This is a genomic window from uncultured Roseivirga sp., assembly GCF_963973945.1.
Taxonomy (GTDB): domain Bacteria; phylum Bacteroidota; class Bacteroidia; order Cytophagales; family Cyclobacteriaceae; genus Roseivirga.
Window position 1 is genome coordinate 610,786 of the sequence record NZ_CAXBBV010000001.1, and the last position, 25,638, is coordinate 636,423.

At 37.0% G+C, this 25,638-nt stretch carries 20 protein-coding genes; 2 read left to right on the top strand and 18 right to left on the bottom strand.

Going from position 1 to position 25,638, the window contains the following annotated elements; genetic code table 11:
- Positions 1 to 57: 57 nt before the first annotated feature.
- The 17 genes from AAC026_RS02740 to AAC026_RS02820 form a co-directional block, all read right to left on the bottom strand.
- A complete protein-coding gene (locus tag AAC026_RS02740) occupies positions 58 to 1,236 on the bottom strand; it encodes an acetyl-CoA C-acyltransferase (RefSeq protein ID WP_339694868.1) in 1,179 nt (392 codons plus the stop codon).
- A 44-nt stretch (positions 1,237 to 1,280) separates the two neighbouring features.
- The gene (locus AAC026_RS02745) at positions 1,281 to 1,640 is read right to left on the bottom strand and encodes a four helix bundle protein (protein ID WP_339694870.1); all 360 of its coding nucleotides are present in this window, start codon (positions 1,638 to 1,640) and stop codon (positions 1,281 to 1,283) included.
- A gap of 38 nt (positions 1,641 to 1,678) precedes the next feature.
- Positions 1,679 to 4,063, bottom strand: a complete 2,385-nt coding sequence (locus AAC026_RS02750; protein ID WP_339694871.1) for a 3-hydroxyacyl-CoA dehydrogenase/enoyl-CoA hydratase family protein — start codon at positions 4,061 to 4,063, stop codon at positions 1,679 to 1,681.
- 5 nt (positions 4,064 to 4,068) lie between these two features.
- Positions 4,069 to 4,503 (bottom strand): MarR family transcriptional regulator, encoded by a 435-nt coding sequence (locus AAC026_RS02755; RefSeq protein WP_339694873.1) that lies wholly within the window; start codon positions 4,501 to 4,503, stop codon positions 4,069 to 4,071.
- 94 nt (positions 4,504 to 4,597) lie between these two features.
- Positions 4,598 to 7,228, bottom strand: coding sequence for an SLBB domain-containing protein (locus AAC026_RS02760; protein ID WP_339694874.1), 2,631 nt, complete (start codon positions 7,226 to 7,228; stop codon positions 4,598 to 4,600).
- A gap of 176 nt (positions 7,229 to 7,404) precedes the next feature.
- Positions 7,405 to 7,611, bottom strand: a complete 207-nt coding sequence (locus AAC026_RS02765) for a hypothetical protein (RefSeq protein WP_339607200.1) — start codon at positions 7,609 to 7,611, stop codon at positions 7,405 to 7,407.
- Positions 7,612 to 7,623: 12 nt separating this feature from the next.
- On the bottom strand, positions 7,624 to 9,387 hold the full coding sequence (locus tag AAC026_RS02770) for a long-chain fatty acid--CoA ligase (protein ID WP_339694876.1): 1,764 nt from the start codon (positions 9,385 to 9,387) through the stop codon (positions 7,624 to 7,626).
- A 50-nt stretch (positions 9,388 to 9,437) separates the two neighbouring features.
- Complete coding sequence (locus AAC026_RS02775; protein WP_339694877.1) at positions 9,438 to 11,261, bottom strand: tetratricopeptide repeat protein; 1,824 nt, start codon at positions 11,259 to 11,261, stop codon at positions 9,438 to 9,440.
- A gap of 382 nt (positions 11,262 to 11,643) precedes the next feature.
- Positions 11,644 to 13,281, bottom strand: a complete 1,638-nt coding sequence (locus AAC026_RS02780) for an Ig-like domain-containing protein (protein ID WP_339694878.1) — start codon at positions 13,279 to 13,281, stop codon at positions 11,644 to 11,646.
- Positions 13,278 to 14,159 (bottom strand): class I SAM-dependent methyltransferase, encoded by an 882-nt coding sequence (locus AAC026_RS02785; RefSeq protein ID WP_339694880.1) that lies wholly within the window; start codon positions 14,157 to 14,159, stop codon positions 13,278 to 13,280. Before AAC026_RS02785 ends, AAC026_RS02780 begins: the two co-directional genes overlap by 4 nt.
- Before the next feature lie 3 nt (positions 14,160 to 14,162).
- Entirely contained in the window at positions 14,163 to 16,028 is a 1,866-nt protein-coding gene (gene mnmG, locus AAC026_RS02790; protein ID WP_339694882.1) for a tRNA uridine-5-carboxymethylaminomethyl(34) synthesis enzyme MnmG, read from the bottom strand.
- 80 nt (positions 16,029 to 16,108) lie between these two features.
- The gene (gene ybeY, locus AAC026_RS02795) at positions 16,109 to 16,537 is read right to left on the bottom strand and encodes an rRNA maturation RNase YbeY (RefSeq protein WP_339694884.1); all 429 of its coding nucleotides are present in this window, start codon (positions 16,535 to 16,537) and stop codon (positions 16,109 to 16,111) included.
- Positions 16,537 to 16,938, bottom strand: coding sequence for an ATP-binding protein (locus AAC026_RS02800; protein WP_339606558.1), 402 nt, complete (start codon positions 16,936 to 16,938; stop codon positions 16,537 to 16,539). Before AAC026_RS02800 ends, ybeY begins: the two co-directional genes overlap by 1 nt.
- 8 nt (positions 16,939 to 16,946) lie before the next feature.
- On the bottom strand, positions 16,947 to 20,336 hold the full coding sequence (locus AAC026_RS02805) for a DUF4175 family protein (RefSeq protein WP_339694886.1): 3,390 nt from the start codon (positions 20,334 to 20,336) through the stop codon (positions 16,947 to 16,949).
- Positions 20,337 to 20,426: 90 nt separating this feature from the next.
- A complete protein-coding gene (locus AAC026_RS02810; protein ID WP_339694888.1) occupies positions 20,427 to 21,188 on the bottom strand; it encodes an exodeoxyribonuclease III in 762 nt (253 codons plus the stop codon).
- Positions 21,185 to 21,547, bottom strand: coding sequence for a hypothetical protein (locus AAC026_RS02815; RefSeq protein ID WP_339694890.1), 363 nt, complete (start codon positions 21,545 to 21,547; stop codon positions 21,185 to 21,187). Before AAC026_RS02815 ends, AAC026_RS02810 begins: the two co-directional genes overlap by 4 nt.
- Positions 21,547 to 21,885, bottom strand: a complete 339-nt coding sequence (locus AAC026_RS02820; RefSeq protein ID WP_339606554.1) for a carboxymuconolactone decarboxylase family protein — start codon at positions 21,883 to 21,885, stop codon at positions 21,547 to 21,549. The genes AAC026_RS02815 and AAC026_RS02820 overlap by 1 nt, the downstream gene beginning before the upstream one ends.
- A 131-nt stretch (positions 21,886 to 22,016) precedes the next feature.
- Here AAC026_RS02820 and AAC026_RS02825 point away from each other — a divergent pair, with 131 nt between their 5' ends.
- Positions 22,017 to 22,622 (top strand): ComF family protein, encoded by a 606-nt coding sequence (locus tag AAC026_RS02825; RefSeq protein WP_339694892.1) that lies wholly within the window; start codon positions 22,017 to 22,019, stop codon positions 22,620 to 22,622.
- Between the two features lie 64 nt (positions 22,623 to 22,686).
- On the opposite strand, the gene AAC026_RS02830 is transcribed toward AAC026_RS02825, so the two are convergent.
- Positions 22,687 to 24,153 (bottom strand): SUMF1/EgtB/PvdO family nonheme iron enzyme, encoded by a 1,467-nt coding sequence (locus tag AAC026_RS02830; protein ID WP_339694894.1) that lies wholly within the window; start codon positions 24,151 to 24,153, stop codon positions 22,687 to 22,689.
- 325 nt (positions 24,154 to 24,478) lie between these two features.
- Between AAC026_RS02830 and AAC026_RS02835 the strand changes: the two genes are divergently transcribed.
- Complete coding sequence (locus AAC026_RS02835; RefSeq protein ID WP_339606551.1) at positions 24,479 to 25,618, top strand: histidine kinase; 1,140 nt, start codon at positions 24,479 to 24,481, stop codon at positions 25,616 to 25,618.
- Positions 25,619 to 25,638: the final 20 nt, after the last annotated feature.

The window sequence follows — 25,638 nt, forward strand, 5'->3', positions numbered from 1 at the left end:
TGTTTTTGGTTTACAACTGAAACTCATTCACACTACACAATACACACGACTAAAATCCTATTTTAAGAATTCATAGATACCTGCTACGCCTTGGCCACCACCTACACAGGCTGTTACCATTCCGTATTTGGCATTGCCCCTTCTTCTCATCTCGTTGAAAAGTTGGACTGAAAGCTTTGCTCCTGAACATCCAAGCGGATGACCTAGTGCAATAGCTCCACCGTTAACATTCAGAATAGAACGGTCTAAATCCAATTCTTTGATTACCGCTAATGATTGCGCGCCAAACGCTTCGTTTAATTCAATCAGATCAAGGTCGGACTGTTTCAATCCAGCTTGCTTTAGTGCTTTTGGCACTGCATCCACTGGGCCAATTCCCATAATTCTTGGGTGAACACCCACAGCAGTATAAGTAACCATTCGAGCGATAGGCTCTAAACCGAGTTCTTTTACCATTTTCTCAGACATTACCATCACGAATGATGCACCATCTGAAACTGGAGAAGAGTTACCAGCCGTTACCTGGCCACCTTGAGCAAATACCGGCCTTAAACTCGCCAATATTTCCATTGAAGTATCTCCTCTTGGGCCTTCATCTTTATCTACGGTGTAAGACTTTTCAGCCATCTTACCGTTAGCATCAACGAATTTTTCCGTCACTTTAATCGGAACGATTTCATCATCGAACTTGCCATCCGCTTGGGCTTTCACAGCCTTTTGGTGTGACTCAAAAGCAAATTGATCAGACTCTTCTCTGGTGATATTATATTCCTTTCCTACTTGCTCAGCTGTTAGGCCCATGCTTAAGTAGTAATCTTTATGTTCTGTGGCCAGCTTATAGTTAAGGGCAGTTTTATAACCCATAACTGGTACTTGACTCATAGATTCAGTTCCTCCAGCGATAATACAATCTGCGGTACCTGCATGAATTCTAGAAGAGGCCAAAGCGATAGCTTCCAAACCAGAACCACAATAACGGTTAACCGTTACGCCCGGTACACCAATAGGTAATGATAATAGTGAAATCATTCTTCCCATTTGCATACCTTGCTCTGCCTCTGGTACAGCATTACCCACAATAAGGTCATCTACTCTGGTTGGATCAAAGTTGGCCACCTGACCAACCAAGTGTTTTATCACTTCAGCAGCCATGTCATCAGAACGTACACTTTTTAGCACACTGCGCTTGCCACGTCCTACGGCTGTTCTATATCCTGCAACTATATATGCGTCCATATTTTATTTAGATTATAGAGGTTAGATGTTAGAAGATAGACTTACTAACCCTTACCTCTTAGTTTGTTTAATAATCCTGTAATCATTTTCTGAATTTCCCAGACTTTCTCTAGGCACTCATCTAATTTTTCTTGGGTCAAAAATCCCAAATCAAAAGACAAAATAAGTTGAGTTTCAACTTCATGTGAGGAACCCATACTCATGTCCAAGAATCTAGCAAAATCAACATCGCTGCTCCTACCAGAACCTTCTGCAATATTTGAGGGAATAGAAACAGCACAAGATTGAAGTTGGTGGCATAAGTTGAATTTTTCACTGTCTGGAAACTTCGAAGTCAATAAATAAACTTCTTTCACCAGTGACATACTCTTTTGCCAAACTTTTAGCTCTCTGAAATTATGCATCTCTATTCGTCTAAATACTATTATCTAGCGTCTAATCTCTAGTTTCTAAGTGGCTTACCTTTAAATAGAATGCTGTGAATTCGCTCTAAGGTTTTTGGCTCGGCCGTAAGTGCCAAGAAAGCTTCACGCTCTAAATCAAGAAGGTATTGTTCCGAAACTTCTTGAGGAACAGTTAAATCTCCTCCACACATTACATAACCCACTTTTCTAGCAATTTTAGCATCGTGCTCAGAAATATAATTTCCGAAAAGCATTCCGTTAATTCCCGCTTCGAACAATGCTAAACCTGTAACACCTTGTACCTTAATGTCTGTTCTTTCCACTGGCTGGGTATAGCCTGCTTCATAAATTTCGAGCACTTTTTTCTTGGCATCAGAAATCAATCGTTTTCTGTTCATTGTAATTCCATCTGTAGGTCGAAGAATATTCATTCCTCTGGCCTCTTCTGCGGAAGTAGCAACCTTAGCAGTCGCTATATTCATAAAGGCTTCTTGAAGTCGGTTCAATTCTGGATCACCAGCTACGTAAGAATCTGCTGCTCTTAAAGCGAGTTCCTTAGTTCCACCACCACCAGGGATAAGGCCAACGCCTACTTCAACCAAACCAATGTAGGTTTCAGCATGGGCTTGAATGGCATCACAATGCAATGACAATTCACAACCTCCGCCAAGGGCAAGCCCTGCCGGTGCAGCCACTACTGGAATTGAAGAGAATTTTGCGCGTTTCATGGTGTTCTGGAATTGCGCAATCATTAAGTTGATTTCATCAAAATCCTGATCACCTGCATACATAAACAACATGGCCAAGTTTGCACCTGCCGAGAAGTTTGGTCCTTCATTTCCAATTACCAAACCTTTATAATCCTTCTCTGCCATAGAAATGGCTGTTTGAATTCCTTCAATGACCTCCGCGCCCATTGAGTTCATTTTGGTATGGAACTCTAGACAAAGTACTCCATCTCCGATATCGAAAACAGATGCACCCGCATTGCCCCAAACCTTATTGGTTTCACGGATATTTTCTAAGATGATCAACTCATCTAAGCCAGGAATAACTTTGTATGATTTTGAAGGAATGTCGTAATAGTGCTTTATTCCTTTTTCAATTTTATAGAAAGCATCGTTCCCAGCTTCAAGCATTTCATAAACCCAAGCCGCTGGCTTTAGGTCCATGGCTTCCATTTTATCAACTGTAGCTTTCACGCCTAGTAAATCCCAAGTTTCGTAAGGGCCGAGCTCCCACCCAAAACCAGCACAAACCGCTTGATCAATTCTGTAGAGCTCGTCTGAAATTTCTGGAATTCTGAACGAAACGTATTTGAAGGTATCGTAGAAAGTTGTTCTGTAGAATTCGCCCGCTTTGTCATCAAAATTAACGAGTGTTTTAATTCTGGCTTTTAGGTTTTCTTCTTCCTTAACCGCTTCAAGCGCTTTAAAATTCGCCCTTGTTCTTTCACCGTATTCGTAGGTTTTTAAATCAAGCTCAAGGATTTCTGTTTTACCGTTGGCGTCTTTCGTTTTCTTGAAATAGCCTTGCTTAGACTTATCACCAAACCAACCTCTTTTATGAACTTCTTCAACAATTCCAGGAAGGATAAATTTCTCTCTGGCCTCGTCATTTTGTAAGCCCTTATACAAGTTGTTGGCAACGTTAACCGTAGTATCAAGTCCAACAACATCCATGGTACGAAAAGTTGCAGACTTTGCTCGACCGATAATTGGCCCAGTCAATCTATCAACTTCACCCACTGTAAGCTCCATTTCTTCAATGGTATGCATTGCCGACATGATGGCATAAATACCAATTCTGTTGGCAATAAACGCTGGGGTATCCTTACAAAGCACAGTTTCTTTTCCTAAGAAAAGGTCTCCGTAATGCATTAAGAAATCAATAATCGCAGGATCCGTTTTCGGTCCAGGAATGATTTCCAACAAACGTAAATACCTTGGGGGGTTGAAGAAGTGAGAACCACAGAAATGCTTCTGGAAATCTTCGCTTCTACCTTCGCACATCAAATGCATAGGAATACCAGATGTATTCGATGTAATAAGAGTGCCTGGTTTTCTATGCTTTTCAACTTGGTCGAAAATGATCTTTTTAATATCGAGTCTTTCTACAACCACTTCAATGATCCAATCCACTTCAGAAATTTTAGACATATCGTCTTCAAAATTTCCGGTAGAAATTCTATTTGAAAAACTCAAGTCATAAATGGGGGATGGCTTTGATTTTAACGCAGCTGCTAGTGCATCGTTTACCAGCTTATTTCTGGCCGCCTTATTGGATTTTTGATCTTCGGGCAAATCCCTGCGTACCATATCCAATAACAATACTTCTACTCCGATATTAGCGAAATGACATGCTATACGTGAGCCCATCACTCCTGAACCTAATACCGCTACTTTTCTAATCGATCTGTTCATTTGTTCTAAAAGATTGATTTTGTATCTATAAGATTATTTATCTGTTCTATTACCTCGAAAAAGGTGTCCAACTTTTCTTTCTCTATTAATTTGTTGGCTGTAGTATTAAACTCCAAAACGGTAGCTCGAGATATCTCTCTCTTTTGTTTTCCAAGGTCGGTAAGAAATATTCTAACTGAACGGCCGTCATTTGGGTCTTTCTCCCTATAAATGAACCCTTTTTCTTCCATGCTCTTGAGCATGCGGGTGAGGCTACGTGATTCTAAGCCCATTAATGGGGCTATTTTGGTGGCTGGGGTTCCTTCTTTACTGTTTATAATTAGAAGTACAAAACCAATAGAAGTGGTAATGTCGTGTTTTACTGCTTGTTGGTTATACATGCGATAGATAGCATGCCAGAGCATTTTTACGTTGTGGTCTATGGTTTCTTCTCTCTTCATAATCCTGTAAGGGTTACGAAGTTAAAGAAAATTTGTTATGCATGCATACTATTTATTAGAAAAAAGTATGTTCCCAGTTTGTGAAGGAATTACTCTACTTTATACTCTGAACCAGTACAATAGTGGTTAAAGTAGAACTTACAATGGCAGCAAGTGTTCCAAAATTTTCTAGAAACCTGCCTCTTTCTCGTGGTTCTTTAGGTGGTTTTGCAGAAACTGTGATAACTGATCCGTCTAGAACTTTCGGGTTAGAAAGAAAGCCTACTCTACGAGTAAAGCCATTTGGTTTCGTAAGATAGATTTTATCCCCTTGTTTAGTTTTTCCTCCAGCATTTTTCAAGTAAGACCTTACTGAATTATTTGCTAGATATTTTTGGAGTGATGGGTTTGCTACTTCTCCCTCAACCTTTACAGTATAAATAGACTCTGGAAAATAAATACTGTCTGCATTTTGGAGAATTATATCAAATTTTTCGTTTTGCTCCCCAAGAGCCTTCTGAAAATCAAAAGCTAACTGTATTCCGTTTCTATACAGTCTTGCACCAGCTAAATAAACATTTGGGGAAACACCACCTGCCCTTTCTGTGACTTCAGTAAGTTTTTCATTCTTTGACTCCAAATAATAAGTTCCAGGAAACTTAATTTCACCAGTAAGTTGAACCGCTCTTTGTTCTGATGAGCCAGGGATATAGTTTACTGAAACCTGATCGTTGTCCTGAAGAATATAATTGGATGATGGTTTTTTATTTCCTCCTAACAGGTAATTGAGGTCTAACTCAACATTCGTATTAAATGCAATTTTATTTCCTGTAAAATCAAAGTTTTCTCGCGATACAGTAACACTTTCGCGATATGACTTTTTCAGAAAACCACCAGATTGAATAATAAGATCCTCAACCGTCATGCTATCTGTAAGTAGGTATTTCCCTTCGTTTCTAACAGCTCCTTTTACAAAAACGTACTTATCTAATGTTTCAGTAATATCCTTGCTATAAAGAATAACCCTATCTTTTGGCTTTAGTACGGCATTGAATTTCCTATCGAGTACTTCGTCTAAATTGAAAGGTATAACCTGATATTCCAGTTTGCCTTCTTGATAGCGGAGCAAGTCGGCCCTACTGGTTAAAATTCGGTTTCGGTACTCTAAATCTTCTACATTGGCCGACATAAAAATCAAATCGTACAGACTAAGATCCTTTCTCCACAATATTGTTTTGGGTTCGGATAAAAACCCCTCTATGGAAACTGTTTCCAAAGATTTCAGTTCTTCAGTATTATATACTTTCAAGGAGTCATCTGCTTGTAGCAGAACATTTTGTCCAGAATTGGCATCTGTTATAATTTCTGACAAAGAGAAAGAAAGGAATTTAAGTTCTCCATTTCTGTCTTTACGAAATAAATCCACCTTCTCTAGATAGGTATTCGGTCTAAGTCCACCCGCTGAATTAATTAGGTCTCTTATTTTTAAGCCTTTATTTAACTCATAATCACCTGGTCTAAAAACGGATCCGTTTACGGTTACCATGTTGTCATACTTTTCCAGAACTTCTCCGAAAGTAACTTCGTCACCATCTTGAAGTTTGAAGTTTATGCCATGATTCAACAGACTATCATAATTTACGGATACAATTTCACGATCGAATGAGCTGCCATTTGTTCTATTATTAATAGCTCTAATTCTCTTAACGGTAACTGTTTTTGTATAGGCTGTTGGTTTTAGCCCTCCAGCAAAACCAATTAAGTCTAATAAACCTTCATTATCTTTCAGTTCATAAATAGCTGGTTTATTTACTTCTCCTTTAAGGCTAATGGCGTTCATTCTTGTTGGAATGAAAATCACATCATTATTCATTAGTCTTAAATCTTCACGAAGGGCTCCTTTTACTAAGTAATCGTATAAATCTACATTTGAAATGAAACGATTGTTTCTGAAAACCTTAATGTCACGCAATGAGCCTGAGGTTTGAATTCCTCCAGATACGTAAAGTGAGTTCAGTGTGGTTGCAAAAGAGTTGATAAGATGAGAACCTGGATTTTTTGATTCTCCCATGACTACAATTCTGATTGGTCTAAGCTTGGTTAACGAAACATCTAAGAATATTTTTGGTGGATCTTTCTTCAACCCAGAGTAAAACTTTGAAAGAAATTCTTTCATTCGAACATTGAGTCCCTCATATGAAGTTCCTGCAACAAAAACTTGCCCTACATTTGGAATGAATAGATTACCGTTAATGTCAACCTTGCCTTCAAACTGAAACTCGGCTTCACCCCATAAGTAAACTCTTAGTTCATCTCCAGGCCCAATTAAATAACCAGGGTCAATGTTGCCCACTAAAGCTTGTTCGTTTGCAAATGGGTTATTATTAAAAATATTGTACCCAAAATAATCTAAGCCTTCTTTTTTCTTATCTAACTGAATTACTTCAGCTTTTTGACTGTTGTTATCTTGTCTTTCACTATTGTAGTCAACTGTGTCTCTTTCTATTCTTTGGATTGACTCTGGAGTAGTTGTTTCTTCATTTTTGGAAATATATTTCCTAATATATTCATCATAATCAATACCATATAAACGTGCTTGTCTACGAGCATCATCCTCAGACATTCCACGTTTTCTGAGTTCAGACAGAATTTCTTCTTGGGTGTTAATTCCGCGTTTTTCGAGTTCTTGTTTTACTTGCTGCTCAGACTGAGAATAGCCGTTCAGAGTGATTACAAGTAAAAGCAATAGGGAACAGGTAACCGGAGATATGGTTCTCGTTATGATCAAAGTTCGGTATCTATTTGGTATCAGAGGTATGCTTAACATTGTATGAAAAGCATTATTTTGTATCAAAGTAACAAAAAAAGAATTACACTCAAGGATATTTTACCACAAGAGGCAATTGATAACAAAGGTTTAATTTAGGTATTCAGCTCGTCAATATCAAAATCGCCTCCAATACCGTATTGGATTAAGTCAAAAATATTATAGTATTCCAATGTATTAATGTCCTTCAAGCGATAATCTCCATTTGAAAACATCTCAATTACCTCAAAATCAAATCTTTCGGAAAAGTTAATTAGGGTAAATTTTTTACCTACTCGTAAGTTATTAAATGATTTTGCCATTGAGCGAAGGTATTACACTGCGTAAATCTTCTCTATTAGATTGGTATATTTTTCTTTTATTACTCGCCTTTTGAGTTTTAAAGTTGGCGTAAGCTCTCCAGAAGCAATACCCCATTGATCGTTGAGCACTTCAAATTTTTTCACTTGTTCCCAGTGGCCAAAGCTTTGGTTAGTAAGCTCTATTTCACTTTGAAATTTGTTTCTTACTTCAGGGTTATTAATTATATCTGGATCGTTCTTGTCTAAGTTATGACGCTCTGCCCAATTTTTTACAGCATCTAGGTTTGGAACGATTAAGGCAGCGGGAAACTTTCTGTTTTCACCTATAATCATCACTTGCTCTATGAGAACCGATTCTTTCAGTTTATTTTCCATTACCTGCGGAGCGATATATTTTCCTCCAGAGGTCTTAAACATTTCTTTTTTTCGATCTGTAATTCTTAGAAAGTTATCTGGAGTTAATTCACCAATATCTCCAGTATGAAACCACCCATCAACTATTGTTTCATCCGTTTTTTGCTGGTCTTTATAATAGCCCATCATCACGTTTGGTCCCTTCACCAAAATTTCCCCGTCATCCGCAATTTTCACTTGTACATCTGTTAGTAACGGGCCAACATAATCCAATTTTGCTTGTGCTGGGTCTGGCAAACCAATACTAATTCCGGGTGATGTTTCAGTTAGTCCATAGCCTTCCAAAATTTTAATATCCGCAGCCCAAAACACTCTTTTGAGGCGAGGTTGAATCGCTGATGCCCCCACTATAATGTGCTTAACGTTTCCACCAAGAGCTGCTTGCCATTTACTGAAAATGAGTTTTCTAGCAATTGTGAGTTTTGTATCGTAAACAAAACCCATACTTTGATCTGGGTTGTATTTAAGGCCTAAGTTTACAGCCCAAAAGAATAGCTGCTTCTTAATACCAGAAAGAGCAAATCCTTTGTCTATTATTTTATCATAAATTTTTTCGATGAGTCTTGGAACGGTATTAAAGCCATGGGGCTTTATTTCTTGTAAATTTTCACTTATGGTTTCCAAACTTTCGGCATAATGGATAGAAAGGCCAAGCTGAAAGTAGAAGTAAATCGCAGTACGTTCAAAAATATGACAGAGGGGTAAGAAACTTAACACTCTATCATGACCATTTGTATATTCTGCTCTTTCTGAAACTGCCGTGGCATTGGAAATAATATTTTTATGATTGAGCATTACTCCTTTTGGTCGACCAGTGGTACCAGAAGTGTAAATTATAGTAACGAGGTCTAACTCATTAATTTGAGCTTGCCTCATCTCCATTTCTTTTTTCTGATCCTCAGAGCCGTTCTCTAAAAGTGACGACCAGTGTTCGGTAAGTTTGGACTCATCAAAAATATAGATTGGTAAATCTAGGTTTGCTTTTGACGCTCCATTTTTAGCCTTTTTATAAATTTCTTCGGAAGAAACAAAAACCAGTTTAGTTTCGGAGTGTTCAAAAATAAAAGCATAATCATCTTCTGAGATGGTGGGGTACATTGGGACACTGATTGCTCCAATTTGCTGAATGGCTACATCTGCGAAATTCCATTCAGTACGATTTTCGCTGATAATTGCGATTTTATCACCTGCTGATATTCCTTTGCTTAAAAGCCCGAAAGAAAGTTGGGTTGATTTTTCTATTACCTGTTGTGTGGAATACTTACGCCACTTACCGTCTTTTTTATCGGCAAGACAAACTTCTAAATTGTATTGTTGCAACTGCAGTGGTAGCAGCTCAAAAAGGCGGTGCGCGATTTTCATAATAGTTGGCTAAAGTTGATCAAGATAATAAAATCCGTGAGCAGTAAAAATTAACCAAAATCTCCTCGTAATTCTCTTAGCCTTTTTCGGGCTTCCGAAACAAAAATACTTCCCTTAAATTTTTCGAGTAATTGAAGATAGGTTTCCATTGCCTTTTCATTGTCTTTTAAGTCATCTTCCAAAATAATACCTGTGAGAAACAAGGCGTCATCTCCCAAAATTTCGAAGTAATGCTTTTGATTTATAACTGCCAAAGCTGCCAAAGCTTTATCGAAATGACCTAACTCTCTTTCTGTTTTGGCCATTAAAAAATACACTTCATCAATAATTGAATGATTTGGATATTTTTCAATCATTTGATTTAAAGCAACTATGGCTTCATTCTTCTGATTCTGAAAAAGCTGAAGCTCAATATTGGCATATTCTTGCATTACCACATCTGTTGAATCAAAAACTGTATTGTTTTTAATCAGAATGCTTAAGTTCAATGCGTCATTCGCTATTTCCCTAGAGGTGGCAAGTTTTAATATATCTAGATGGCTTTGGGCCAGTTCAAATTCTCCTTTAAAGTATGAGAGCTTGGCACTCTTCAGCTTAGCTTCATACCCAAGTGGCTCATCCTTAAACATTCTTTCTACCTGAGCATAAAGTAAAATTGATTCCCAAGGCTCTTCATTCAGTAGATAAATATCTGCCAAATCCATTTTTGATTCCGCAATTACTCTATGCTTACCAACAGGCTGATTGATATTTTCTGTAAGAATTTCAATGGCCTTTGGAATTTGATTTAAGTAAAAAGCATATAAATGGGCCACTCTTCGATTGGCATCAATGATATTAAAAACATCTCGCAAATTCGATTTGTAGTCTTCATATTTCACTATTAAGTTTTTGATTGAAGTAGTATCAACAGGGTATGTTTCCTTGACTACTTCTTCATCGGCCAATAAAACATATCGTGCAGCTAAGTTCTTACTCGGACTATCAGGAAATTCGTTCAACACATAATCAAATGCTTTTTGCGCTGTTTTGTATTCTTGATTTCTAAAAGCAATTAGCCCTACGTTAATTATATTTTCTGCGTTATTTTGAAGCCTTCTATCCAGTGCTCTGGCTTGCCGTAAGGCAGCCGCAAAATTTTTCTGTTGCAAATGAGTCCATACTAACAGATCATTATAAATAGAATTGCCTGCATCTGTCTGAATAAATTCATAAAGAGTAGTCTCTAAGGTGTCCAAATCTTCGGGTTCTGTGAGTGCCCTTTGAAATGAGTTTTTAACATAACTTATGTTTTGGGGTTGCGACTTAGAAAAAACTAAGTACTCCAAAATCATTTCATGTTTTTGATTCATTAGTTGATAAGCGTTTGCCAATTCCAATGAAAACATATCTGGTCGATTCATTGCCTTTCTTCCAGCTTGATAGGTATCCAATCCTTTTTGCCTTAAGTTCTTTTCAAAAAATATCTGAGCTAAAAACCTTATTCCATTCGTTTTGTTGTTTTCGCCTGCTTGCTTTGCCTGATCTGAAATTAAATCATCGAATACGTTTTCTGCTTTATCTTCCTCTTTTTGACTTTTGTAGAGCATACCTAAATCAACACTGTAAAAAAAGTTATCAGGGTTATCTTTAATAATGCTCTTTAAGTATTTTTCTGCTTCACTAAATTCTTCTTCCCCCAAAAGCAGTTTTAAATAGTTATCGTGTATTCTTGAAATGTTCGAGTTAACCTTTGCTAGTTTTTTATACTCCTTAAGTGCCTTCTCAAAATCTCCTTGTTCATAGTATTCATTTGCAAGTGCTATCGCATCTACCTGCGAAAAACCAACACTACTAATGAGCATCATAAATAATAAAATAGCTGTCTTCCTCATAGTTGTTATAGTTGTTAACATTTTCAACACGCTAGTAATTAAAGATAGATAATTGATTAAAGAAAGTTATTCTCTATTAAGACTGTGGATATGTTTATAAGTTTATTACCCACAGTTTGAGTTCAAGGCTGTGAGTAAGTTGTATAGAGAATTTAGTTTATACACATCTTATTAACTTTCAAATTACTGATTTATAATGTGTTACGTGTTTTAGGTGAATATCTGCAAATTTTGTGGATAATAACTTAAGACTTTAAGAATGTGGATTGGGTTTTGAAAATTACTTGAAAGGCAATGTGTTTATCCACTTGGGTAAGAATATGGGTTATGTATTGTGCACAAGGGTGGATATATGATGAAGTATCCTCTTTCTTATCCACTTTTAATTGCGGTTATTAACAGCGTATGAAATATTGATATCGCCTATTTCCCAATTCTTTTTTACACTGATAGTTTTACTTTTCGAGAGTGGATCTGAATAGAAAATAATGGGTTCTGAATTCGTTCTTGTTAGAATATTTCCAACGTCTAACTTTTGATTATTGTTGTTGTCTATAATCAATCGCACTTTATAATTGCCTGCATCGAGATTATTGAATTGATAGGACTTGATATTGAATACCTCCCGAATTACAGTTCCTTGATTGTTCAACAACTGTACAATGAAGTTGGGCGCGTCAGTTGTAATCGTTCCCTCTATCATTCCAGAGTCTTCGGATTTGGCTAGTTGAAATCTTTTTTGGACTGCGGATGAGCTATCGGATTCAATACTTATAAATGCACCAGATTCAAAAATAGCTTCAAATTGTTCGCCAGGTTTGATAAAGTTAGAGGCTTTTAATGACCATGAAACTTCGGTTTTGTTAGTATTCCATGTGGTGAGTGAATCTACTAATGTGAATTTGTTAAGTGTGTCTTTTTGTATTATGATTTTGTCGAGGTGATAGGTGTTGACTGGTTTGTTAAAGGTAATTTTCAAGTCGAAATCATTGGTGATATATGGAGTTGAAGGTGATATTTCTTGTTTGAATTCATCACCTTGTAAGTTTGACTCGTTGAAATAGACCTTAACAGTTTGGTTTAGATTACTGTTTATGGAATCATTAGCACTGAGTGTGAAGATTGTGGTATCTCCATAAACGTTTGCTTGATTGTATAATCTGATTTTATCAGGAGAATATTGATGATGAAGAATAGAGTTGTCGTCAGTGGACTGTAATTGATACGATGTAATTGGCTTATTGAAAGTGATATCGAAGTATTTTCCGAAATGCCTGTTTGTTTTAATGGCTAATGGAACAACATTTAATCTCTGTATGGAAAATGATTGGTCAGAGATGTTTTGAGTTAGGTTAACAGTGTCCTTTAGGAAACCATATAATTCTTTGTCTGTATCTGCTTTTGAATTGTTGTTTTTGTCAAGAACAGCATAAACAAGAAAATTACCTGACGGAAGGTTATGGAATTTATAATTTCCAGTTGTATCTGTTTTTGTAAGATATAAAGCTGCACCTGAAGTAATATCTAAGGTATCTGTTGAAGGGTACAATGAAACTAAGGCTTGCTTAACTGGCTCTGAAGTATAGAGGTTGGTTATTTTTCCTGAAATGGTTAAAGAATCTATAGTTTCACCAGTAGAAAAGCTGAGATAAAGATTTGATGGGATATTACCTTCATTAAGGTCTGTAATTGTATTTCCAAAATTGAATGAATAGGTGGTATTTTCTCTCCAAGTACTATCAAAAGTTAGCTGTACAGCATTGCGTCTAATTCTGGTTTTGAAATTTCCTGGAATGGATGGAGTAATAATCAAATTGTTTTCAATCGATTTTGTTGTAACAGCTTCATCAAATAGAAGGGTTACGGTTTTTTGATCGTATTGTGTTTGGCCGTCTTTCGGAGTGGATGATATCAGAATTGGGGCATCCTTGTCTTCAGGACCACCAGTTGGGGATGAAACGCGGGCACAACCCAAGAAAGCTAAAATGATAATGATAAGAAGTGTAAAAGCTCTGGTCATTTTCTGAGAATATAAATTAGGCTGCTGTATTCACCAGTAGCGGTTGCTTTTCTATTTGATTTAAGACCCTTTAAAAATCCTTTGAGTAGCGTCATATAATGACCAACATATTTTTCTGAAAGCATACTTACATAGAATGAATCAAATGGCATGGGTTCTATTTTATCAATTTTTAGGCCATGTTGTTGAGCTAGGAAATTAACGCTTTCTCTATCGAAATGATATAGATGTCTTGGTACATCATAGCCTGCCCAATGTTGTTTGTAGTATTGGGCATCAAAAGACTTGTGATTTGGAAGAGCAAGTAAAAGAACACCATTTGGTTTGAGTTGATGAATGAGTAACTCAAGTGTGTCGTTAAGATTATGTACATGTTCCAAAACATGAAATAATGTTATTAGATCGTAATTTTTATTTGAAATTGATTCTATATTATTTAGAATCAGTTGTGAAATTGATTTATTAGAATGAGAAAGAGCAGTTGAATCAGGCTCATAGCCGTTAGAAATCCAACCTTTATTATGGGTATACTCTATGAAATGACCAGTACCAGAGCCATAGTCTAAGTGATGTATCTCAGTGCTATGAGTAAGTAATGATTTTAGTAACCGAAACTTCTTTCCTAATGTATATGATCTCACCAGTTTATAAAGGAAACTAGAAATACTTTTGGTCTTATTGGTATGAGAGATATAATCAGCGGACTTGTAATAAGGTGAAATATCAATCTGTGAAGGCCTAGGGTTAGTGAAAACCAAATTACATTTTGAACACTTGACAAGCATGAACTTTTCATGACTCAAAAAGTGATCGGTGACTTCAGAATGAGTTTCAAATTTGGTGTTCTTACAGAGCGGACATTCCTCTAATCTTTCCATACTTTATCGACCCATATAAACCATTAGCACTGAGATGTCCGCGGGAGAAACTCCACTTATTCTTGAGGCTTGCCCAATTGTAGAAGGTTTGATTTTTTTGAATTTCTCTCGGGCTTCAGCTGATAAGGCACTAATAGAATCGAAATCGAAATCAGATTGAATACTATGATTTTCCAAACTACTGATCTTGTCTGCCAGCTTTTCTTCCTTATCGATATAGTCTTCATATTTAATAAGAATATCAACTTGCTCTAGAATCTCGGGGTCATACTTTGCGAGGTAACTTGCTAAATCTTCATCGAATGAAGGGAGATCATAAATATTAATCTGAGGGCGTTTTAAGAGTTTAGCGTAATTAGTTCGGTGTTCAATGGTAGCCGTACCCAAGGCTGCAAGTGTAGGATTGGCTTTATCAGGATCTATTTTCTTTTGTTTAATATCATTCAATAGTTTTGATACAGACTTTCTTTTTTCTTCAACGTTTTTCAATCTGTCATCTGATGCCAAACCTAGCTTATGCCCCTTTTCGGTTAATCGAAGATCAGCATTATCTTGACGCAGAAGGATTCGGTATTCTGCTCTGGAAGTAAACATTCGGTAAGGCTCATCAGTACCCTTGTTAATTAAATCATCAATTAACACACCGATGTATGCCTCGGATCTTCCTAAAACGAATGGCTCTTTATTATGTGTTTTATTATGTGCGTTAATTCCTGCCATCAAACCTTGACAAGCGGCTTCTTCGTATCCGGTGGTGCCATTAATCTGACCGGCAAAGTATAAGTTCTGCACCAAATTAGTTTCGAGCGTTGTGCTCAATTGGGTTGGTGGGAAGTAATCATACTCTATTGCATAACCTGGTCTAAACATCTTCGCGTTTTCGAAACCTGCTATTTTGCGAATTGCCTTGAATTGAACATCCTCTGGAAGTGAAGTGGAGAATCCATTCACATAGATTTCAACAGTGTTCCAACCTTCGGGTTCTACGAAGATTTGATGACGATTTCGTTCTGCGAAGCGATTGATTTTATCTTCGATTGAAGGACAATAGCGAGGGCCTAAGCCTTGAATTCTGCCATTAAACATTGGTGATCTATCGAAACCTGTCTCCAATATTTCATGAACTTCGGGATTAGTGTAGGTAATAAAACAGCTTTTTTGATTAAGTAATGGGGTTGTACTTGGTAGAAAAGAGAACTTTCCTGGCTGTTCATCTCCTTTCTGCTCTTCCATTTTTGAATAGTCTAGTGATCGACCATCTACTCTTGGAGGGGTTCCAGTTTTCATTCTACCTGATTCGAAGCCAAGCTGAACGAGTTGTTCTGTTATTCCTTTTGACGCACCTTCACTAGCTCTACCTCCTCCAAACTGTTTTTCTCCAATATGGATAAGTCCGTTCAGAAATGTTCCGTTAGTAAGTACTACTGATTTAGAGCGAATTTCTATTCCCATTCCAGTAGTAATACCAACTGCAGTATTATTTTCAACAATAATACCTGTGACCATTTCTTGCCAGAAATCGACATTCGGGTTATTTTCTAGGGCTAATCTCCACTCTTCAGCAAAGCGCATTCTATCACTTTGAACACGTGGACTCCACATGGCAGGACCTTTAGACTTGTTGAGCATTCGAAACTGGATCATGGATTTGTCTGAAATGATTCCTGACATTCCACCAAGTGCATCAATTTCCCTTACGATCTGACCTTTCGCTACCCCTCCCATTGCTGGGTTGCAAGACATTTGCGCTATGGTGTTCATATTCATGGTTACTAATAGAACCTTTGAACCCATAATGGCTGCAGCGTTTGCCGCTTCGCAACCAGCATGGCCTGCACCAACAACTATGACATCATATTGACTGAACATATTAATTGCCCTCTTGATGTTTCACGTGGAACAGTTTTCTCTTTTGAGCTAAAAATGTTTCACGTGGAACAGTTGATTTATTAATTGATTTGCAAAGATAGATAAGCTTCTTCTTTTTCTCTCATTAGCTGTTGCTCATCTTCAGTCTTGTCGTTATAGCCAATGAGATGAAGAAGACCATGAGCCAATACTCTTTTGAGTTCTACTTCGAATGGTACGTTTTGATCAATAGCGTTTTCGGTTACTCTATCAATCGAGACAAAAATATCTGATTCGATTGGGTCATTTATATCATCACGATTATCAAAGGTGATGATATCAGTGTAATAATCGTGATCTAGGTATTCTTGATTGATTTTAAGAAGGTAGTCATCTGTACAGAAAATGTAGCTTATTTCTTCTATTTCAGTATTCTCGGCTTTAGCAATGTTTTGCAGCCAAAGATTAATGGCTTCTTCTTGTTTTAGTTCGAATGGTGTTTCTTCACTAAAGAAATTAATGTTGCTCATTAATTGAGATAGAAAGTGAGTTTTACTTCTTGGCCATCGTTATTGAAAGTAACTTCATCGGCCAAATGCTTCATAAGAAAGATACCTCGGCCACCTGTTTTAGTAAGGTTTTCTGGAGCAGTTGGATCAGGTAAATCATTGATAATGAAACCTTTACCTTGATCTTTTATAAGAAAACTCACTGAATTTTCTTCTAAAATCATAGATAGCTGTACAAACTTTTCTTTTACCAATTGATTACCATGAATAATGGCATTGTTAACCGATTCGATAACGGCTATCATGATGTTTCCGTACAGATCGTCATCTAACTGATACTTTTCTTTGGCATTGTCTATAAAACTTTCGACAATCCTAATGTTCTCAACTAGAGAAGGAATTTCAATGCTAATAGTGTTCATGTAGAGAATTAATTCTTCTGCTTTATTTTTTTGAAGTACTTATTGGTTTCTTGTTTGTAATATGGGTTGAGAACAGCAGGAATAGTTTTTAATAACTCAATCTCTTTTTCCTTGGCTTTAAGGTATTCATTTAAAGACTCAGGCACAGAGATGTCATATTCAGATGCCGTCTCTCCTTTTCTCTCTTCGTCTTCACCCCGTTCGTTCATTGCGTTTTCTGCCTCTAATAAACGAGTGAGGATTTCCTGTTGCCTTTCTACTGTTTCTTCCGTTAGATTTTTATTGATAAGATCATCTTCATTCTTTTCCATTTGATCTATGAGCTTATCAATTTTCTCGTCTAAATTATCTCCATCAACTCCGGTTTCAAAATTTTCGAGTGCATTTCTCAAACGCTGTTGTTCGGCCGCAAGTTTTGCTAATTGTTCTGAAAGCTGTCTTCCTGATGCTCCACTTTGCTTTAACTCTTTTATTTGTTCGCTTAATTGCTTTTGAAGCTCACTTAAACCTCCAGGCATTGGTTTATTTTTCTTATTGCCTTTGCTAGAAGAACTTGCCATTTGGTTCTGCATTTGTTGGACGATGTCATCTAACAATAGGGCGAGATTATTGATAGATGTCATTGTAAACTGCTGTTTACCAGTAGCTTGTGGTATTCTTCGTTCTTTTAACTCATCTAAAGCGCCATCCATTTGTCTATTCATTTCGCTGACTTCTCTCATCACAAATGAAGAAATTTGAAAAACCCTTTGTGAGAGTGAAATTAAGCTGTCCTGAACGATTTTGGAGTCATCCTTAAGCTTGAGTTGTTTCTGGGTAAGATCGATGAAGCGAGGGTCGTTTTCACGCACTTCACGAAAGGAATTCATTAAGTCTTCTTGATTGAATGAAAGGGTGACCAAGTTATCTACAAGCTCTTTTAAGAATTCTAGGTTTTCTTGCTGCTGCTCCATTTCCATACCACCCTGCATAGCTTCAAGGTCTTTTTTCATTTCCTTCATTTTCTCAGCCGCTTTCTGCTGAGATTTTGTGGCGTTTTGTCTGCTATTTGAAGGTTTACTGTTTTCCTTTTGTTCTTTTGCTTGTTCTTCTTCACTTTTTTCCTCTCCTTTTTCGCTCTGCTCTTCTGATTTGTTATCGCTATTTTCTTTTTTGGATTCGTTTTGAAGCTCTTCTTTTGCCTTTTCTTGCTCTTCTTTTATCTCCTCAAATTGTTCTTTTAGGTCGCTAGGCAGGTCATCTGGAGTTTTTCTTTCCTCGTTTAGCTCGTTTAGCTTTTCCATTTGCTCTTGAAGTTTTTCGAGATCTTCCTTTTCTTGAGCTTGTTTTTGACTAAGAGAGTCGGTACTCATTTTTTCATTCTGAGTCTCCTCAATAAGTTGTTCCTGATCTTTAATGGCTTGTTCTAATTCTTTTATGTTCTGCTCCAATTTCATATCGAACTGTAGCTTTTTGAAGAGTTCGAGGGTTCTTTCCAGTTCTTTTTCAAGGTCTCCACCTTTATTTTTCATTTCTTCAATCTGATCTCTAAACTCTGAAATATCACTTTGGTCTTCTAGAAGTTTTCTTAACTCATCATAGAGCTTTTTTGTCTCATCATCCAAAATGTTATTCATCAACTCTTGAAGCTGGTTCATCTTTTCCTGAATCTTGTCATTTTGAGGCGAGAACTGCTCTTTCTTCATGTTATTGAGTTGATTTTCCCTTTTCAGCTCATCAAGCTTCTCAGATAACTGTTCTTTTTGCTTGAGAATATCTTGCATCAGCTTTTCATCTTGCCAATCCAGTTCCTTTTTTGTTTTTAAGCGCTCATCTACTTCTCCTAGCTTCTCGTTTAGCTCTTTCGCTTCTTTAAGCGTTTTATCGATGTCTTTCTGCACTTTTTCAGAAGAGCGTTCTATTTCTTCTTCTATTTCTTCCTTTGAAGGTATTTTGAAAGAGTAGGTGCTGGTTTTTACAGATTTTGAGCCGTTAACTCCATCATTGTCAGATACTTGTACATAATATTTAATTTCTGCACCTGCTGTAATTTTTGCTGAGTCAAGCGTGAAAACCTTGTAATAGCTCTGGTTACTCAATTCTTTGTTGAGCTCTAGAGGTAGTTCTTGGAAGTCCTGATCATCTTGATATTGATAGAATAAGGAAAGACGAGAAAAGCCATAATCATCTGCAATATTTCCACCTAATACAAGGGATTTAAAAAGCACTGTATCTTGATATTGATCTAAAGTGATTTCAGGATAACGATCTTTTATGGATTCAATACCAAAGGCCAAGGAATCTCGATTAAGGCTATATTTATTTTTAAGCTGTATAGAGTAGCGCGTTGATTTCTTGATTGTTTGATTGTAAGAAAAAGTACCGTTTGAAGCTTTCTTGGCTGTTTCGTTGATTTCTAGTTCAGGAAAATTAAGTTTTACTTCATCAGTATTTTCTGTACTGAACTTCCAAGTAACTTTTGTTCCTTCTGGAATGGATACGTTTCCGGAGTTCTCCAATACTTCTTTATCACGTTTCAGATATTTTGGGAAGTCAAGCTCAAGGTTGAATAGTGTGAGTGACGGCCTGGAAACCACTTCGATACTATACTCAGCAGAAGTCACACTTTCAGCTTCTAATGAAAACTTGGTGTTGGCTTGAACACGGTTGAAAGTATACTCAAAACTATCGGGTCCGGTTTTATTGGCTTTTACTTTACGATTGTTCGTCCAAACATAAAGGTTTTGAGGAATGGAGCGTCCTTCAGTATTTACTTCTAATATAAAGTTTTCGCCCTTAAATGCTTGAAAGTTTGGGTTTTTAATGGAAAAAGAAAAAGGTGCTTCAGGGAGAAACTCAGTATTGTAATTGATAATTCTTGTTGAACTTTCTGTTAGAAACTGTGGAATGAAAAGAAGAAGAATAACGATAACGGCACCTGGCCCAATTACATAACGAAGATATTTTCGGTTGCCTTTATAATCAATGGCGTTAACGAACGAAATTTTACCTACTTCTTTACTTTTTTGCTCTATACTGGCCAACAATAGTTCATTTTGAGCTGTATTGAGCTTTTCTAACTGAATTATGTTTAAAAGCTTATCTGAAATTTCTGGAAAATGAGCCCCAATTTGTTTTGAGGCTTCTTCATTTGACAAATGCTTTTGCGCATTTCTTAAATGGTATAAATTTTTTCCAATAAACCAGAAGAAGGCGAACAGGCTTCCAAAAACGAAAGAGAAGAAAAGAATTGCTCTACCACCACCACTTAGGCGCGCGGAAAACTCAAAAGCATTGGCCACAATAAAAAGGCTAAGGAAAAAGGCTAGAAACAGAATAGTGCCTTTGATTAACCGATTCGCGTAGAATTTTTTCTTATATGCCTGAAGTTGCTCCTTTAGTATTTGATTAGAACCCATCTCCTAAATTTAAACTTGTAAACACTAATACGTTAACGAAACGTATTTGATTGTAAAACAATTGACTAAAGGAGAAATATACGATTTAAATCATCGAATTTCTAGGAGTATCGGGCAGTGGTCAGAATGAACAGCATCATTAAGTATTGATGCACTCACTAATCTATCCTTCATTTCCGCTGTGGTCATGTGATAATCTATTCTCCAGCCCTTGTTATTTGCTCTAGAGTTTGCTCTATAGCTCCACCAAGAATATTCATGCGGGTTTTGATTAAAAACCCTGAAGGAATCGATAAAACCAGCTTCCGTATATTTTGTCAGCCATTCTCTTTCTTCGGGTAAGAAGCCAGATGAGTTTTTGTTTGAAACGGGGTTATGAATATCAATAGCCTTGTGAGCAATATTGTAATCTCCGCTGATAATTAAGTTAGGAATGGCTTTTCTTAATTCATTGGCATATTCAAAGAAGAAGTCGAGCCATTCATATTTAAAATCTTGACGAATATCTCCGCTTGTTCCGCTGGGCATGTAAACGCTCATTACCGAAAAACCCTCATAGTCAGCTCTAATCACACGTCCTTCACAATCATACAAAGGGTTTTTACAACCATGTTCCACGTGAAGCGGCTTGATTTTACTGAAAATTGCTACGCCACTGTATCCTTTTTTTTGTGCAGGCTCCCAATATAAATGGTAGCCCAAACCTTCAAATTCAGAAGTATCTACTTGATCGGGTAATGCCTTTAGCTCTTGTAAACAAAGAATATCAGGGTTTTCAACTTTTAGCCAGCCCACAAAATCTTTCTTCATGGCTGCTCTAATTCCGTTTACGTTGTAACTGATAATCTTCATAATTCAATTTTTAACTCAGTCTCAAAATATTCAATTACGTGCATTTTGAGAAGCTTTTCTTGATCCATTAGATCGAAATGAGGCAGGGAAATATCTGTTTTTTTCCAATGTGGCCAGCCATCATTGTCAATTCCTTCAAGCTCATAAAATCCAGAAAGGCTCAAAACCTTGCAAATGGCAATGTGCATTAGGTCTTGTTTTTCTTCTTTGCTGAAGTTCTGTTTGCCATTTCCTAGTTCTTGAACACCAATAAGAAATAGAACTCCATTTAAGTCTTTCGGTCTTTTTCCTAAAAGTTGTTCTAGGCGGCTAACTAGTTTTACCCAGTTAATCTGAAGTTCTAAATCTTTCTTGTACATTATTTATTGAGCTCTTCCCAGAATTCAACAGCTCTTCTAAGGTGGGGAATTACAATGGTTCCACCAATTAAATTGGCAATGGAGAACACTTCAAATACTTCTTTGGTGGTAACGCCCAGCTCATGACATTTCCCTAAATGGTATTTAATGCAGTCGTCACATCTTAACACCATTGAACTTGAAAGCCCAATAAGCTCTTTTACTTTTCCATCTAGTGCACCAGGTGCAAAGGCGTTAGTGTCTAGATTAAATAATCTTTTCAACACTGTATTGTTCTCTTCCAAGATTTTTTCATTCATCTTGGCGCGATAATCATTGAATTCTTCTACAATAGTCATTACCTTAATATTTCGTCAAATATAGTTTCGTTTCGCGAATGCCCAGCAAGATAAATTTAATCTTGAACGACTTTGTTGCTCTCTTTTTCCCAAATATATGTATTGGGTGTAAAGGGCCATTGCCGAATGGCATGCAGCATATTTGCCCTGCTTGTCAGTACAGTTTGCCGAAAACAAATAATTACAAGGAAGAGGTTCCGCATATTTATCAAAAATTGGCTGGCTCTATTCGGTTTAATTATATGCTGGCTTACCTCCATTTTCAGAAAAAGGGAATTGTTCAGCATATTTTACATGAGCTAAAGTATAATCATAAAGAAGATATTGGTCTTATGATGGGGCGCTGGTATGGTCACGATTTGTTACTAGGAGGGTTTTCAAATGAGTTTGACTTGATTATTCCGGTTCCTTTACATCCATCTAAACAAAGAAAAAGGGGTTATAACCAAAGTGAAGCTTTTGCCAAGGGGCTTTCAGAAGTGCTTAAAACAGAGGTGTACATAGGACTTAAGAGAGTAGCAGCCAATGAAACTCAAACAAAAAAAAGCAGAGCTGAAAGACTTGATAACGTTAATGCGATTTTTGAAGCGGTTGACCCTATTAAGCTTAAAGAGAAACGTGTACTCTTAGTAGATGATGTGATTACTACTGGGGCTACTCTTCTTGCTTGCGGAAATGTATTAATTGAAGCTGGGGTGAAAGAGCTAAGTTTTGGAGTGCTTGCCGCTACTCGTTAAGAGGCTAAATCAAAATAGCCGTTCCTTAGTTAAGAAACGGCTATTTAGTTAAGTTTTATCAAGGCTATTTTTTACCTCCAAAGATTCCGCTTCCGCCACCACCAGCTTTGGATTCAAAACCTATAGAAATCATGGCACATCTAAAACCAATGGTATTGGTTGCTTTATCTTGATCTAAAAATCTTCTAGTTCCAGGAGACATCCAATAAGCCACATCTTTCCAAGAACCACCTTTATATACTTTTGCTCTGTCATTGATTAATGACCTGAAATCAGTTCTGTCTCCTTCCCAACCATAAAGTTGTTCTCCATCAGCGGTTCCATCTTTTCTAACTGGGTTTAAATCATCTACAGCTTGGAAAGAAAGCGGTCGGTAGGTATCGTTTACCCACTCACTTACGTTACCTGCCATGTTGAACAAACCGAAATCGTTTGGCTCATAGCCTCCAACGTCACGTGGAATTACATCACCATCATTATTGATATTTCCTGCAATACCAGCGTAATCACCTCGACCTCTCTTAAAGTTGGCTAAAAGCTCACCTCTTCTTTTACCATATGGATTTCTAACACCTCTTCCATCCCAAGGGTAAATTCTTCCGTACTCCTCGTTTTCGTCTAAGTATTGAGTTCCGATGGTCGCTTTAGCTGCATATTCCCATTCGGCTTCATTTGGTAATCTGAATTCAGGTAAGTAAATACCTCTTTCTATAAATAACTTTTTATTCGCATTGATAAAGGCAATCTGATCTTGTTGAAGATCATCTAATTCTTGAGGTGTAATTTGTCCACCACCTGTTGAGCTATTTCCTCCCGCACTACCAAGAATTTGGAGTGTGCCATCTGGATCATAAAACTGCAACTTATAAGCATCTGGAAGATCTTCAAGAGGTAATTGGCTGATAGTTATATAGTTAACAAAATCAGTTCTCCATTTACAATAATCTACAGCTTGTCTCCAAGTAATTCCAACCACTGGTCGGTTATTGTAACCAGGGTTGCTGTAGTAGTTTTCACTATACACATCGTTGAAAGAAAAATCACTAGACCAAACGCTGTCGTTCGGAATGAGATCTTTCATTGTTTGTCCATTATGTGAAGTAGTTGGAGGAAGAAACGGGTTTGAAGGATCATCTACTATTTCAATTTCCTTGCCCAAGCTTAATGGTATTGGGTTAAACTGGTAAAAAACGTACTCCTTCCAATCCTTGTTGGTCACCTCGGTTTCGTCCATGTAGAAAGAATTCACGGTTACGGTTCTTTCTATATTGTCTCTAGTACCTAACAAATCCTCTTCAAAAGAACCTAAAACAGTTCTACCTCCTTGAATAAACACCATTCCTGGAGGGTTAGGTAAGTTTTTTGTATCGAATGGGGTAAAACTGAGGGTGTCTTTTGAGTTACCATAAGCCATACCAGTTGTAGAACTCACTCCTCCTTTATTTTTATTAAAAAGGAAGCAAGAAGATAATAATGAGGTTGACAGTAGTATGAATACCGAAACCTTCAAAAACCCAGCTGTATTTTTCATGTTAGTGTTTTTATTCAGACCTTTTAGGTGAATTAAGGGGGCTAATATACACTTATCCCTTATGTTTAACAAAGGTGTAATTCACTCATTGTTATGCCTAAACGTTAGTTCTAATTACATATTTTACAATTCAGTATCAAAATGCGGGATTGAAAATAATACAAAGGCTGAAAAGACAGCGTATAATTAACCATTATTTAACTCGAACAGGCTGATCGCTGAGTCTTTCTATTTCTGATCTGGTTTATTTTATGGTTAATCCGAATATTAAACCTTTCAGTAAAATGATCGGAGAGGTGTTAAATAAATGTATTTGCTTTAGGCTATGAAAAAGAATCAGCTGTATTGGATGCTCCAAATTGGAGGCTGGGGCGGACTCCATATAACCAGCTTTTTGGCTATTGCTTTTGTTCTGCCTTTTTGGGCTTCTGTCATTTCTACTATAGTAAGTGTTCTTTGTGCTGTTCTTATTAGTCACTTGTACAGGCTTTATGCAAAAAAGAGAAAGTGGAAAGACTTAAAAATTGTAAAGCTTATTCCTAGAGTCTTTTTCAGTAGTATTCTGCAAGGTGCTCTTTTGGCCGTTCTTACTTTCTTGGTTGCTATTGGCTCTGTTATGCTGTTGATCAAGGTAGATCCTAACTTAATGGATCATTTTACTGGGCTTTCTAAAATGGAAGGGGTTGATGAAGCTACTCTTGAAAAATTAAGAGAAGTAAATCGGGGCATCTTCACGCCTAGCACCCTAATTATAATGGCCGTGAGCTTCATTGGCAGCTATTCGGTATATTTTATTAGCTGGTCGTCTATCTATTTTGCGTACCAGTTTCTTCAGAAGAATAGAGAGGTAGAAATTGAAAAGTGGAAGCTTCAGGCTACAGTGAAAGATGCTGAGCTGAGCGCCTTGAAATCTCAGATCAATCCGCACTTTATATTTAACAGCCTTAACAATATTCGATCTTTGGTGGTAGAAGATGCCGAAAAGGCCAGAGATTCTATTACGCACCTTTCAGACCTTCTAAGATTTTCCATTCAATTCGATCATTACGAAAAAGTAAGCCTTGAGAAGGAAATGGAAGTTGTTGCTCACTATTTAAACCTAGAGTCTATTCAGTTGGAGGATAGGCTTAGATATCAGTTTCAAATTGATAGCGAAAGTAAGGAGTTTGTTGTTCCACCTATGATCATTCAAACCTTAGTAGAAAATGCTATTAAGCACTCTATCAATAACTTAGCGGATGGAGGGGAGATTATTGTAGAATCGAAAAAGACAGAAAACTTCTTAAGTATTTTTGTAAAGAACACAGGGCAATTAAAAGGGCCAAATGGTTCTAAAAGAAAAGGAATTGGAATTGGAAACGCCCGTGAAAGACTTCGTTTGCTCTATGGCGATAAAGCCTCTTTAAGTATTGAAAATATGAATGAGCAAATGGTCTGTGCAACGGTCAAAATCCCATTAAATTAGAAACCTCAAAATTAAGCGAT

Excerpts from the sequence above, each read along its gene's own strand:
- AAC026_RS02810 (WP_339694888.1), bottom strand. The coding sequence starts at position 21,188 with ATGAAGATTATCAGTTACAACGTAAACGGAATTAGAGCAGCCATGAAG.
- AAC026_RS02765 (WP_339607200.1), bottom strand. The coding sequence starts at position 7,611 with ATGGCAAAATCATTTAATAACTTACGAGTAGGTAAAAAATTTACCCTA.
- ybeY (WP_339694884.1), bottom strand. The coding sequence starts at position 16,537 with ATGAGCAACATTAATTTCTTTAGTGAAGAAACACCATTCGAACTAAAA.
- AAC026_RS02825 (WP_339694892.1), top strand. The coding sequence starts at position 22,017 with ATGCAGCATATTTGCCCTGCTTGTCAGTACAGTTTGCCGAAAACAAAT.
- AAC026_RS02780 (WP_339694878.1), bottom strand. The coding sequence starts at position 13,281 with ATGACCAGAGCTTTTACACTTCTTATCATTATCATTTTAGCTTTCTTG.
- AAC026_RS02755 (WP_339694873.1), bottom strand. The coding sequence starts at position 4,503 with ATGAAGAGAGAAGAAACCATAGACCACAACGTAAAAATGCTCTGGCAT.
- AAC026_RS02740 (WP_339694868.1), bottom strand. The coding sequence starts at position 1,236 with ATGGACGCATATATAGTTGCAGGATATAGAACAGCCGTAGGACGTGGC.
- AAC026_RS02800 (WP_339606558.1), bottom strand. The coding sequence starts at position 16,938 with ATGAACACTATTAGCATTGAAATTCCTTCTCTAGTTGAGAACATTAGG.
- AAC026_RS02785 (WP_339694880.1), bottom strand. The coding sequence starts at position 14,159 with ATGGAAAGATTAGAGGAATGTCCGCTCTGTAAGAACACCAAATTTGAA.
- AAC026_RS02805 (WP_339694886.1), bottom strand. The coding sequence starts at position 20,336 with ATGGGTTCTAATCAAATACTAAAGGAGCAACTTCAGGCATATAAGAAA.
- AAC026_RS02770 (WP_339694876.1), bottom strand. The coding sequence starts at position 9,387 with ATGAAAATCGCGCACCGCCTTTTTGAGCTGCTACCACTGCAGTTGCAA.
- AAC026_RS02820 (WP_339606554.1), bottom strand. The coding sequence starts at position 21,885 with ATGACTATTGTAGAAGAATTCAATGATTATCGCGCCAAGATGAATGAA.
- AAC026_RS02775 (WP_339694877.1), bottom strand. The coding sequence starts at position 11,261 with ATGAGGAAGACAGCTATTTTATTATTTATGATGCTCATTAGTAGTGTT.
- AAC026_RS02835 (WP_339606551.1), top strand. The coding sequence starts at position 24,479 with ATGAAAAAGAATCAGCTGTATTGGATGCTCCAAATTGGAGGCTGGGGC.
- AAC026_RS02745 (WP_339694870.1), bottom strand. The coding sequence starts at position 1,640 with ATGCATAATTTCAGAGAGCTAAAAGTTTGGCAAAAGAGTATGTCACTG.
- AAC026_RS02830 (WP_339694894.1), bottom strand. The coding sequence starts at position 24,153 with ATGAAAAATACAGCTGGGTTTTTGAAGGTTTCGGTATTCATACTACTG.
- mnmG (WP_339694882.1), bottom strand. The coding sequence starts at position 16,028 with ATGTTCAGTCAATATGATGTCATAGTTGTTGGTGCAGGCCATGCTGGT.
- AAC026_RS02750 (WP_339694871.1), bottom strand. The coding sequence starts at position 4,063 with ATGAACAGATCGATTAGAAAAGTAGCGGTATTAGGTTCAGGAGTGATG.
- AAC026_RS02815 (WP_339694890.1), bottom strand. The coding sequence starts at position 21,547 with ATGTACAAGAAAGATTTAGAACTTCAGATTAACTGGGTAAAACTAGTT.